Genomic DNA, 11,762 nt, shown 5'->3' with positions numbered 1-11,762 from the left:
ATGACGGAGGCGGTGCTTATGGCGGACTCCGGAATCAAGAGGGACAAAAAGCTTTTTGGACCTCGAAATCATATCAAGAAGGAGATTTTATCATGAAGAGCAACAAAGGAAAGGGACTGCTTGGCCTCCTGGGACTGCTCGTTGTGCTCGGTATCTTCGGCTTTTTCGGCTATGATACTCTTCAGAAGAGTAAGCTGGTCACCGATGAGAACGGAGTGACTTCCCAGAATGGCGGAATCAAGCTCGGTCTGGATCTGGCAGGCGGCGTCAGCATTACCTACCAGGCGAAGGAAGAGAATCCGAGCGCCGAGGATATGTCCGATACCCAGTACAAGCTGCAGCAGAGAGTACAGAACTACAGCTCTGAGGCGGAGGTTTATCAGGAAGGCGGAAACCGTATCAATGTTGATATTCCGGGTGTCACAGACGCGAACAAGATCCTGGAAGAGCTCGGTAAGCCGGGATCCTTACAGTTCTATGATGAGAACTGGAATGTTGTACTGGAAGGAACCGATGTAGCTTCTGCGAAAGCTGTGATCTATAAAGACCAGCAGACAGGAAACAATAACTATGAAGTAGCGCTTACATTTACGGATGAAGGTACTAAGAAATTCGCAGATGTGACAGCAGCGAACGTCGGCAAGAAGATCGCGATCGTTTACGATAATGTGATGTACTCTAACCCGACCGTACAGCAGGCGATCACAGGCGGACAGGCCTCTATCTCCGGCATGACTTCCTATGAAGAGGCTGAGAATCTTGCGTCCACGATCCGTATCGGTTCCCTTTCCCTGGAACTGGAGGAACTCCGTTCCAACGTGGTAGGCGCGAAACTCGGTCAGGAAGCGATCACGACAAGCTTAAAGGCCGGCGCGATCGGTTTCGGAATCGTATGCGTATTCATGATCGTAGTTTACCTCGTCCCGGGTCTTGCGGCATCCCTTGCACTCTGCCTCTATGTGGCACTGATGCTGATCCTGCTCGCGGCCTTTGAGGTTACATTAACACTTCCGGGTATTGCCGGTATCATCCTTTCCATCGGTATGGCGGTTGATGCGAACGTCATCATCTTCACCCGTATCAAGGAGGAGATCGGTCTCGGAAAGACCGTTCATTCCGCGATTAAGACAGGTTTTGCGAAAGCGTTATCCGCCATCGTCGATGGTAACGTGACAACACTGATCGCAGCGGCTGTTCTTTACTGGAGAGGCTCCGGTACAGTTAAGGGCTTCGCTACAACACTTGCCCTTGGTATCGTTCTTTCCATGTTCACAGCACTTTTCGTTACAAAGTTCACACTGAATACCCTGTATAACCTTGGATTTCAGGATCAGAAGTTCTACGGCATCAGAAAAGAGAAGAAGGCGCTCAACTTCCTCGGAAAGAGAAATATCTGCTTTATCATCTCAGCTGTTATGATCCTCGCAGGTGTTGCAGGAATGGTAATGAACAAGTCTTCCATCGGAAACGCGTTCAATTACTCCCTTGACTTCCAGGGCGGTACCTCCACAAGCGTGACCTTCAATGAGGACATGTCTCTGGAGAGAATCTCAAGCGAGGTCGTTCCGGTAGTCGAATCCATCACAAACAGTGCGGATACGCAGACACAGAAGGTTGCCGGAACAAACGAGGTGATCATCAAGACAAGAACCTTAAGCGTGGAAGAACGTCAGGCATTAGACGAGGCACTTGTTGAGAACTTCGGTGTCGATGAGTCAAAGATCACCGCAGAGAGCATCTCCGGTGCGGTAAGTGCTGAGATGAAGCGCGACGCGGTTATGGCTACAGCGATCGCTACCGTATTTATGCTTCTCTATATCTGGGTACGATTCAAGGATATCCGTTTCGCTGCAAGTGCTGTTTTAGCCCTTGTCCATGACGTATTGGTTGTAGTTGCATGCTATGCCCTCGCAAAGTGGTCCGTTGGTTCCACAGCGATCGCCTGCCTGCTTACTATCGTCGGATACTCTATCAACGCGACGATCGTTATCTTCGACCGTATCCGTGAGAACATCAAGCTCATGGGACCGAAGGCATCCACCGTTGATATTGTAAATATAAGTATCACCCAGACCTTCACACGAAGCATCAATACATCCCTGACGACCTTTGTCATGGTATTTGTTCTGTTCATCATGGGCGTATCCTCCATCCGTGAGTTCGCACTCCCGTTAATGGCAGGTATCATCTGTGGTACCTACTCTTCCGTATGCCTGACAGGCGCTATGTGGTATGTAATGACCACAAAGAAGCAGAAGAAGGATGCGGTTGAAAAGCAGGCAAAAAAGGATGCTGAGAAAGCAGCAAAGGAAGCGAAGAAATCCGGAAAATAACCGGAAGAACGTCGTTTCGAAAATAACGATAAGGCAAGAGAAATATGAAATATAAGATTCTGGCAAAAGACGGACGTGCCAAACGGGCTGACGTAGAGACAGTCCACGGCACGATCCACACGCCGGTATTCATGAATGTAGGAACTGTCGCCGCGATCAAGGGCGCTGTGTCCACCGATGACCTTCGTGGGATCGGGACACAGGTGGAGCTTTCCAACACCTATCATCTTCATGTCCGGACCGGCGACAAGCTGATCAAAGAGCTCGGCGGACTTCACAGGTTCATGAACTGGGATCGCCCGATCCTCACCGATTCCGGTGGATTCCAGGTATTTTCCCTCGCCGGACTCAGAAAGATCAAAGAAGAAGGCGTGTACTTCAACTCCCATATCGATGGTCATAAGATTTTCATGGGACCGGAGGAGAGCATGCAGATCCAGTCAAACCTTGGCTCCACGATCGCGATGGCATTCGATGAGTGCGCTCCGCATCCGTGTACCAGAGAATACATGGAGAATTCTGTCGCGAGAACTACAAGGTGGCTGGCGAGATGCCAGGCGGAGATGGCGAGATTAAATTCCCTGCCGGATACCGTCAATAAGGAACAGCTTCTGTTCGGCATCAATCAGGGCGGAACCTTCGAGGATATCCGGATCGCGCATGCGGATACGATCTCGAAGATGAACTGCGACGGCTACGCGGTCGGCGGACTTGCGGTCGGTGAGAGTCACGAGGAGATGTACCGTATCCTCGATGCGGTGGTTCCGCATCTCCCGGAAGAGAAACCGACTTACCTGATGGGTGTCGGAACCCCGGCGAACATCCTTGAAGCGGTGGACCGCGGCGTCGATTTCTTCGACTGCGTTTACCCGACAAGAAATGGCCGTCATGGTCATGTATATACAAACCACGGAAAGATCAACCTGTTTAATGAGCAGTTTTCAAAGGATATGCGCCCCATCGAAGAGGGATGCCAGTGTCCGGCCTGCCGCTCATACAGCAGGGCCTATATCCGCCATCTCCTGAAGGCAAAAGAGATGCTTGGAATGCGCTTATGCGTGCTCCACAATCTTTACTTCTACAACACAATGATGACGGAGATCAGGGAAGCTATCGAGAACCACTGCTACGCCGAGTACAAAGAGAAAAAGTTGGAGGGCGTGACAGGGAACTATAAAGACAAGGTATAAGAAAAGGAGGTGCAACGGATATGACTAACAGCCCGGCATTTTGGATTGGATATATTGTTTTAATCTTTGCTTTCATGTACTTCATTGCGATCAGACCGCAGCAGAAGGAAAAGAAAAAAATGCAGGAACTGATGGCAAGCATCGCAGTCGGTGACAGCGTGCTGACATCCAGCGGATTCTACGGAGTGATCATTGATATGACAGACGATACCGTTATCGTTGAGTTTGGCAACAATAAGAACTGCCGTATCCCGATGCAGAAACAGGCGATCGTTCAGGTTGAAAAACCGGAGGCGTAAGACCTGAAAAACAGAAAAGAAAGAGGTTCATTTCCGATTATGTGGAGATGAACCTCTTTTTTATGTAACCGGAAATTCTGAGGAATTCCCTGTTACATAAAAAGGCACTAACGTGCCAAAGACGCGCACTCGTGCGAAGATGTAGATTGTCGCAAGCGACTGCGCGAGGCGCGAGAATGTGCCAAGGCACATTCTTTTTTGGGTGAGCCGGGAAGAAACTTCCTGTTTTTACTGCGGCGTTGCATTTCTTCCTTCGTCCTCGAAGTACTTTTTCAATTCTTCAAATTCCCGCGCATACTTCGGGGAAACTGCGGTTGGGTTGGAGTGGATCCTTTCTTTGCGGAAACGGCGGCGTTCCTTTCGGAGTGCGGAGAGGAGGGATTCCCGTTCCTTTAACATCTCGGCGAGCTGTTCCGGGGATTTCCCGCGGAGCGCTTCCAGATGGATTCCGGTAAGGTCTTTCAGACTGTCGAGCTTTCCTCCGGCCTTTGCCTTTAATTCCTCAAGACTGACATTGGAGAGATCGCGAATGGAATCTGCGGCGGATCCGGCCTTTTCGCGAAGCATGGACATACCGACAGCCGGTTTTTCCTTGATGGATCCCAGTTTTGTACTGGCTTTTTCCCGGAATTCTTCCATACTCATTCCGGTGAGAGCCGCAGCCTGAATTCTCTTTGCCTCGATCTGATCCAGCAGTTCTTCTTTGGCGGCCTGCAAGCGGTCTTCGGTATTCATCTTGAGAAGAGCGCGCTGTACCTGAAGATTGTCAAGTTCCGCACGGAGCTTCTGCATAGCTTCCAGGGACTTTCCGAAGGCAAGTGCTTCCTTCGTGCAGATGATGGAATCGTAAACAAAGAGCACAGTCACAAAAAATACGAAAAACAGATCCCAGTAGAGCGGCATTGCGAGGACGGCCCGCGCGATGGGCTTATGGATCAGGTGCGTCATAAAGATCGTCAGGAATCCCCAGGCGATGGAGGAGCTGAGACAGATATATCCGTGAAGGTTAAAGGGCTGGTTGCTGTAATCCCAGTAGCGGACTCTGAAAAGACGCTCCATCACATATCCGGTCACGTACTCCAGAGCCGTGGCACCGATAACGCCGGAGATATAGGTGAGGATCAGGCTGTCCTGAAACGGGAGAGATACCCATAACATCATGACTGCGCCGCTTCCGTATAACGGCAGCATTGGCAGCCGCAGGAAACCGCGGTTCACGAAGTGCTTCTGTTTTAAGGAAACATAGGTGGACTCGAAGATCCAGCCAAAGAAACAGTACAGATAAAAAAACGTAAGCCACTGATACCAGGTGTAAGTGTACATAGATCTCCTCTCGGTTGTAAATTCAGATTATCCATATCATACGACAGGAACGGGAAAATGACAAGGCGCAACCGGGAAACTGTATTGGAAAAAGAAAACAGATATGAAAACAGCCGCCCAGGATATGACCGGGGCGGCTGTTTTGTTAACTGATTTATTGTAAAAGTATCTGGCTGTCTGTTGTATCCCTAACGCGGACAGTCAGGCATTGGGAAATTACTGAAGGTTTTTATAAACCTCAAAGCTCGGCTTCTTATTTCCGTTCACATCGATGAGGCCGAACGCATAATGCGCACCCAGAAGTCCCTGCTCATCCTTCATGCGGTTCAACAGGAATGCCTCAACATACGGGTTTGCCTTTGCTGTCTCGTAAGCCTCTTTGATGCACTGAGCCTGGAGATCGAGGCACTGGCCGTTGTGGGCAGGAGAATCGGATGTGAAGCCCTGCTCGGAGAGGATCAGGTGGCGGACCTTTCCGGTCGGGGAGAGCATGTCTGCCTGCTGCATATAGTCGGTCAGAACGTGGAGATTCTTCAGGTTGATAATATAAGTATCTGCTTTCTCCAACGTGTAGATATCATCGGTGAAGACCGGATCCTCGAAGGTCTCCGGATATGCGTGCCATGCGATGCCGTAGTCGGTATCTTTCAGGCGGCTGTTTAACCGCGGGATCATGTCCATAGCGCCGTACTTGAAGCCCTCGACCTGTCCGCAGTTCCAGCGGAAGTCAAACGGAATATAGACGTTTGCCAGCTTGTTGGAACCTTTGATGGTGTCGTACCAGGTGCGGAATCCGGTGGCGTAGTTGGAACAGTAGGTGTCGATATCCATCTGTCCGATATAGTTCCATGCCTGACCGTCATTGACTTCGTTGCCGATGACCCAGTTGGAGACACAATCCTTGAATGCCTCTGTGACGCGCTTTGCGGCATCTCTTGTGGACTGGACGCCTGCATCGTTTAAGGTGTTGAACGCGTAGTAGCTTGCGCCGGTTGGCTGGGATACCGGAAGAAGGGACGGGCTGTAGCTCGCTGCCGCCCAGTCGTTTAAGACGATCAGTGTCACGGTGACACCCGCCTGGTCAAGCTTTGTGTAGAGATCCTGGCAGACAGACAACTGGCTGCTGAATGCCCAGGACATTGGAAAGTTTAAAACGACCTGAGATGCGCCCACCTCGAGGACATCCGGGATCTGGGCGCGCTCGTTGATCAGAACGCCCTTGATGGACTTCGGAGTCTGATAGTGGTCGGCATAGGCCGGAACAGCCATGGAAAAACAGAGAGCTGCGGACAGCGCGGCAGCTGCGATGCGCTTCAGTGAATTCATAAGATTTCCCCTTTGTGGAATGAGCCATTTTTTGCGGAGCATTGATTCCTGAAAATAATTCCTCCGCACTGTTGGCAATGTTCATATATTTACTATACCGTGAGGCGGAATAGAAGTCAATGGAAAGGGACGTAAAACTGGTGAAAAGGGGAAAATGCCGGAATTTGAAATTGAAACAATTATGTCCGGAAATAAAAGTTAAAAACAAGGATATAGGAAAAAAGAACTTTGGCAAGCTGGCAGAGCAAAAAATAGGGACCGCAGCCGTTCCTGCAGTCCCTAAGGGGAGTATGGAAAGTATCAATTTTTTAGGGGGACCTGCCAGAGTTGCCTCCGACAGGTATGAGTATGAAAAAGCTTTGTGTGTTCAAGTGTAACACTTGAAACAAAGGCAGGTTATCCTTTCGGATAACGTAATTATATTATATAGACAAAATGTGTCTAAACTGTGAGTAAAAAATTAAAAGAAAGTAAAATTACTTAACGAATAATGAAGAGCCGTATCGAAATATGGCGAAAATTGGCACAGAGACAGACAACAAATCCTGCGCCGAGGATTTCCCGGAGATCTGCCGCATTTTTGCCGAAGTTTGGCAGGAAATTTGAACATAAATTGTCCATAAATATCTGATATACTATATAATAAATTGGTATCAGAGAGGCCAAAAGCTTTTGATCCCAACATCTTGAGATAAGAGAAAAAGAAAACGGGGAGGTTCACAATGAAGAAAGAAAAAATGATATTAGTACCCGCAGCGTTTCTTATGACAGCAATGCTGGCATTTCCGGTTATGGCATCGGAAAGAATCGAGGAGGTCACGATCGATATCAGTGCAGTCCTGACAGATTCCGACAACCTTGAAGTTGAGGCGGAAGTGTCGGATGACGGCTGTTATGTGGATGAGGTGACAGTCACAAATACACCGAGCGGAGACTGGAACGACAGCACAAAGCCGAAGGTAAAAGTTACTCTTGGCGCGGAGAGCGGATATACGTTCTCCACCGGACTCGGTAGATCCGATGTATATCTCGGAAATGATGATCAGACGGTGACATCTGTTTCGAGAAGTACTTCAAAGCTGTCTGTCTATGTGACACTCCCGAAGATCGAAGATATCGACACGGACTATGATTCTGATGATGATTTGGAAGTATATGATCTTTTCTGGGATGACAGCTACGGTGGAGTTGCATGCTGGGAGGGATCTGATTCCGCAAAGAAATATCAGGTTCGTTTATATAGGGACGGAAGCGCAGTGGGCTCCACATATACGACAACGAATGATTACTACAACTTCTGTGGTTCCTTCACAAAAAGTGGAAGTTATACATTTAAGGTAAAAGCGATCCGGGGAAACAACGAGACCAGCTGGCAGGAGTCTGACTCCAAAGATGTAAACAGCAGCGAGGCATCCGCAATCTACGCGAACCGCACAGCAGCAGCGAAGTATTACGGCAGCGGTTCCTCAGGATCAAACAATCAGACAAGCTCCAGCTCCTCCAGCACCGCAGACGGCGCATGGCTCCGCGACGGCAACGGCTGGTGGTGGTGCAACCCGGATAAGACTTACCCAGTGGCGAACTGGAAGCTGATCAACAACGTATGGTATTATTTCAACCAGTCCGGATATATGACAGAGAACCAGTGGGTAATGAACAACAACCGGTGGTATTACTGCGGAGTGTCCGGCGCGCTGGTCAAGAGCCAGTGGGTACAGACCAACGGCGCATGGTACTACTGCGGAGCTGACGGCGCGATGCTCACGAGCCAGATGATCGGCGGACAGTATTATGTTGATAAAAATGGCGTCTGGGTGCAGTAGAATAAAAATTTCAAAAACCCCTTTAAAAACAAAGGTCTTTCGTATATAATAAAAACTGATATTTCGCGCCCTGAATAAAGCAGGGTTTTCTGATAGAGAGATAAGCGAGGCACATCCCACCGATGGGATGTGGAAATGGATTCAGGAGATTTTCAGTTAGAGAGACAGGAGGAAGACGACAATGATGATGTCCAACGACATTGGAATTGACTTAGGTACCGCCAGCATCCTTGTATACATTAAGGGAAAAGGCGTTGTTTTAAAGGAGCCGTCCGTAGTAGCACTGGACAGGGAGACGAATAAAGTAATTACCTTCGGTGAGGAGGCGCGTCTGATGATCGGACGTACTCCGGGTAATATCGTTGCGGTAAGACCGCTCCGTAAAGGTGTAATTTCCGATTATACCGTAACCGAAAAAATGTTAAAATATTTCATTAACAAGGCGGTCGGAAAGAGAACCTTAAGAAAACCGCGTATCGCTGTCTGCATCCCGAGCGGAGCGACAGAGGTTGAGAGAAAGGCCGTTGAGGATGCAACATACCAGGCAGGTGCCCGCGAGGTCTGCATTATCGAGGAGCCGGTTGCCGCAGCGATCGGTGCCGGAATCGATATTTCCAAGGCATGCGGAAACATGATCGTAGATATCGGAGGCGGTACTGCGGATATCGCGGTGATCTCCCTCGGCGGTACGGTCGTAAGTACTTCTATCAAGACTGCCGGAGATGACTTCGATGAAGCTCTCGTCCGCTATATGAGAAAGAAACATAATCTTCTGATCGGTGAGAGAACCGCCGAGGAGATCAAGATCAATATCGGCGCGGCTTACCGCCGTCCGGAGCTTGTGACGATGGAAGTCCGCGGAAGAAACCTTGTGACCGGTCTCCCGAAGACCATCGTTGTCACATCCGACGAGACACTCGAGGCGTTAAGAGAGCCGGCGATGCAGATCGTTGACGCCGTACACAACGTACTGGAGCGCACCCCACCGGAACTTGCGGCAGATATCTTTGACCGCGGAATCGTTCTCACCGGCGGCGGATCCCTGATCTCAGGACTTGACGCTCTGATCGAGGAGAAGACAGGAATCACGACGATGATCGCGGAGGAGCCGCTTACAGCGGTTGCGATCGGAACCGGTAAGTTTATCGAGTTCGCACACGGCGGAAAAGGCGCAGAAAAATAAAAAATGGCAACTGTAACAGGCTATGTGGAAAGAATCAAATACCGCAATGAGGATAACGGTTACTCGGTCTTAAGCGTGGCGGACGGGGGAGAAGAATATATCCTCGTTGGCACATTTCCCTACATCAGTGAGGGAGAGCGGATCGAGGCGACGGGCCGGATGGTGGAACACTCCATCTACGGTGAACAGCTTGCGGTGGAGAGCTATGAGATAAAGGCTCCCGAGGACACACTGGCAATTGAACGGTATCTCGGCTCCGGTGCTATCAAAGGCATCGGAGCTGCTTTAGCTAAAAGGATCGTGAAAAAGTTCAAGGCGGATACATTCCGGATCATGGAAGAAGAGCCGGAGCGCCTCGCAGAGGTCAAAGGCGTCAGCGAGCGCATGGCGATGGAGATCTGCAGCCAGGTGGAGGAAAAACGGGATATGCGCCAGGCGATGGTCTTCCTTCAGCAGTACGGGATTTCCATGAACCTTGCGGTGAAGATCTACCAGCATTACGGTCCGAAGATGTACTCGGTCATCCAGGAAAATCCTTATCAGCTCGCGGATGATATCCAGGGCGTAGGCTTTAAGATCGCGGATGAGATCGCGGCGAAAGTCGGTATCTTTACGGATTCCGATTACCGGATCCGCAGCGGACTCTTCTATGCACTGCTCCAGGCGACGGGAAATGGCCATACATATCTGCCGGAGGAGGAGCTGTTTGCCAACGCATCGGCACTCTTAAATGTGGAACCGGAGCACATGGAAAAACATCTGGTGGATCTCCAGATGGAGAAGAAGCTGGTGGTGAAAGAAAAGGACGGAAAGCGGATCGTCTATCCGGCACAGTTCTACTATATGGAACTCAATACGGCGAGAATGCTGCATGATCTGAATATTCACTCGAAGATCAATGAGGAGGACGTGAAAAAACGGCTCAAAAAGATCACGGAGGCGGAGAAGATCGAGCTGGATGAGCTCCAGGAGCAGGCGGTGATGGAGGCGGTGAGCAATGGTCTCCTTATTATCACCGGAGGACCTGGAACTGGTAAAACAACGACGATCAACACGATCATCCACTATTTTGACCAGGAAGATATGGAGATCCTTCTGGCGGCCCCGACGGGGCGTGCGGCAAAGCGCATGACGGAGGCGACCGGATATGAGGCAAAGACGATCCATCGCCTTCTGGAGCTGACCGGAGCGCCTGTCGCGGATCCGAAAAACAACGGCAATTCCGGCGAGAACCGGCTGGAGGGCATGCATTTTGAGCGGAACGAGGAAAATCCTCTCGACGCGGATGTGATCATCATCGATGAGATGTCGATGGTCGACATCAGCCTGATCCACTCGCTCTTAAAGGCAGTAAATGTGGGGACGAGGCTGATCCTTGTGGGAGATGTTAACCAGCTTCCGAGCGTCGGACCGGGAAATGTCCTGCGGGATATGATCGCGTCTGAGGCGTTCCCTGTTGTAAAACTTACAAAGATCTTCCGCCAGGCGGCCCAGAGTGACATTATTGTCAATGCCCATAAGATCAATGACGGAGAGGTGGTTCCCTTAAATAAGAAGAGCCGTGATTTCCTTTTTATTCGCCGTGACTATCCGGCGGACATCGTGAAGGATATGATGGTCCTTGTACAGGATAAGCTGCCGAACTACGTCCATGCGGAGATGTCGGATATCCAGATTATGACGCCGATGCGGAAAGGTGCTCTCGGAGTGGAGGCGCTAAATAAGCAGCTTCAGGAGCGGTTTAATCCGCCTGCACCGCAGAAAGCGGAAAAGGAGTCCGGCGGAACGATCTTCCGGGTCGGCGATAAGGTCATGCAGATCAAAAACAATTACCAGATCGAGTGGGAGGTCCGCAACAGGTACGGGATACCGGTGGAAAAAGGGGAAGGCGTCTTTAATGGAGACACGGGGATCATCCGGTCCATCAACAGCTTTGCGGAAACTCTGGAGGTGGAGTTCGATGAGCGGAAGATGGTGGAGTACAGTTTTAAACAGCTGGAGGAGCTGGAACTTGCCTATGCGATCACGATCCACAAGTCCCAGGGAAGCGAGTATCCGGCAGTGGTGATCCCGGTCCATTCCGGTCCGAGGATGCTGATGACGAGAAACCTGATCTATACAGCGGTCACGAGAGCAAAATCGTGTGTCTGCCTGGTCGGGATCCCGGAGGTGTTCCAGGCGATGGTGGATAATGAGGTGGAACAGAAACGGTATTCGGGGCTGAAAGATCGGATTCTGGAGATTGATACATCTATGATGCAGAAATAGACCTGCACTATTTGTTC

General features: G+C 50.2%; 9 protein-coding genes. 7 read left to right on the top strand and 2 right to left on the bottom strand.

Annotated elements, in window-relative coordinates:
- The first annotated feature begins 92 nt into the window (after nt 1-92).
- From secD to yajC, 3 genes are read left to right on the top strand one after another with little or no spacing between them, the layout of a single operon-like run.
- Complete coding sequence (gene secD, locus DW677_RS06590; RefSeq protein ID WP_117566709.1) at nt 93-2,333, top strand: protein translocase subunit SecD; 2,241 nt, start codon at nt 93-95, stop codon at nt 2,331-2,333.
- A gap of 44 nt (nt 2,334-2,377) precedes the next feature.
- Entirely contained in the window at nt 2,378-3,523 is a 1,146-nt protein-coding gene (gene tgt, locus DW677_RS06585; protein WP_015553084.1) for a tRNA guanosine(34) transglycosylase Tgt, read from the top strand.
- Between the two features lie 20 nt (nt 3,524-3,543).
- On the top strand, nt 3,544-3,822 hold the full coding sequence (gene yajC / locus DW677_RS06580; protein WP_015553085.1) for a preprotein translocase subunit YajC: 279 nt from the start codon (nt 3,544-3,546) through the stop codon (nt 3,820-3,822).
- A 228-nt stretch (nt 3,823-4,050) separates the two neighbouring features.
- On the opposite strand, the gene DW677_RS06575 is transcribed toward yajC, so the two are convergent.
- Together DW677_RS06575 and DW677_RS06570 are read right to left on the bottom strand one after the other, a co-directional pair.
- Nucleotides 4,051-5,145, bottom strand: coding sequence for a hypothetical protein (locus DW677_RS06575; protein ID WP_117484025.1), 1,095 nt, complete (start codon nt 5,143-5,145; stop codon nt 4,051-4,053).
- A gap of 216 nt (nt 5,146-5,361) precedes the next feature.
- Nucleotides 5,362-6,471 carry a DUF5722 domain-containing protein gene (locus DW677_RS06570; RefSeq protein ID WP_117484024.1) on the bottom strand — a complete coding sequence of 370 codons (1,110 nt, stop codon included), beginning with the start codon at nt 6,469-6,471 and terminating at the stop codon, nt 5,362-5,364.
- 119 nt (nt 6,472-6,590) lie between these two features.
- Here DW677_RS06570 and DW677_RS06565 point away from each other — a divergent pair, with 119 nt between their 5' ends.
- The 4 genes from DW677_RS06565 to DW677_RS06550 all read left to right on the top strand — a co-directional run bounded on the left by DW677_RS06565 (nt 6,591) and on the right by DW677_RS06550 (nt 11,745).
- Nucleotides 6,591-6,848, top strand: coding sequence for a hypothetical protein (locus DW677_RS06565; RefSeq protein WP_117469071.1), 258 nt, complete (start codon nt 6,591-6,593; stop codon nt 6,846-6,848).
- 345 nt (nt 6,849-7,193) lie between these two features.
- A complete protein-coding gene (locus DW677_RS06560) occupies nt 7,194-8,294 on the top strand; it encodes a hypothetical protein (protein WP_117484023.1) in 1,101 nt (366 codons plus the stop codon).
- 184 nt (nt 8,295-8,478) lie between these two features.
- Nucleotides 8,479-9,477: a rod shape-determining protein gene (locus tag DW677_RS06555; RefSeq protein ID WP_330579494.1), complete on the top strand. Its 999-nt coding sequence runs from the start codon at nt 8,479-8,481 to the stop codon at nt 9,475-9,477.
- 3 nt (nt 9,478-9,480) lie between these two features.
- Entirely contained in the window at nt 9,481-11,745 is a 2,265-nt protein-coding gene (locus DW677_RS06550) for an ATP-dependent RecD-like DNA helicase (protein WP_117566708.1), read from the top strand.
- The last annotated feature ends 17 nt before the right edge of the window (nt 11,746-11,762 follow it).

This window comes from Clostridium sp. AM25-23AC, assembly GCF_003435125.1.
Classification (GTDB): Bacteria; Bacillota; Clostridia; order Lachnospirales; family Lachnospiraceae; genus Pilosibacter; species Pilosibacter fragilis.
Note: the sequence above shows the minus strand (reverse complement) of the source record. Positions and strands in the feature narration are given on the sequence as shown.

What these genes read in the sequence shown, in the direction of transcription:
- secD (WP_117566709.1), top strand. Translation starts at nt 93, where the DNA reads ATGAAGAGCAACAAAGGAAAGGGACTGCTTGGCCTCCTGGGACTGCTC.
- tgt (WP_015553084.1), top strand. Translation starts at nt 2,378, where the DNA reads ATGAAATATAAGATTCTGGCAAAAGACGGACGTGCCAAACGGGCTGAC.
- yajC (WP_015553085.1), top strand. Translation starts at nt 3,544, where the DNA reads ATGACTAACAGCCCGGCATTTTGGATTGGATATATTGTTTTAATCTTT.
- DW677_RS06575 (WP_117484025.1), bottom strand. Translation starts at nt 5,145, where the DNA reads ATGTACACTTACACCTGGTATCAGTGGCTTACGTTTTTTTATCTGTAC.
- DW677_RS06570 (WP_117484024.1), bottom strand. Translation starts at nt 6,471, where the DNA reads ATGAATTCACTGAAGCGCATCGCAGCTGCCGCGCTGTCCGCAGCTCTC.
- DW677_RS06565 (WP_117469071.1), top strand. Translation starts at nt 6,591, where the DNA reads ATGGAAAGGGACGTAAAACTGGTGAAAAGGGGAAAATGCCGGAATTTG.
- DW677_RS06560 (WP_117484023.1), top strand. Translation starts at nt 7,194, where the DNA reads ATGAAGAAAGAAAAAATGATATTAGTACCCGCAGCGTTTCTTATGACA.
- DW677_RS06555 (WP_330579494.1), top strand. Translation starts at nt 8,479, where the DNA reads ATGATGTCCAACGACATTGGAATTGACTTAGGTACCGCCAGCATCCTT.
- DW677_RS06550 (WP_117566708.1), top strand. Translation starts at nt 9,481, where the DNA reads ATGGCAACTGTAACAGGCTATGTGGAAAGAATCAAATACCGCAATGAG.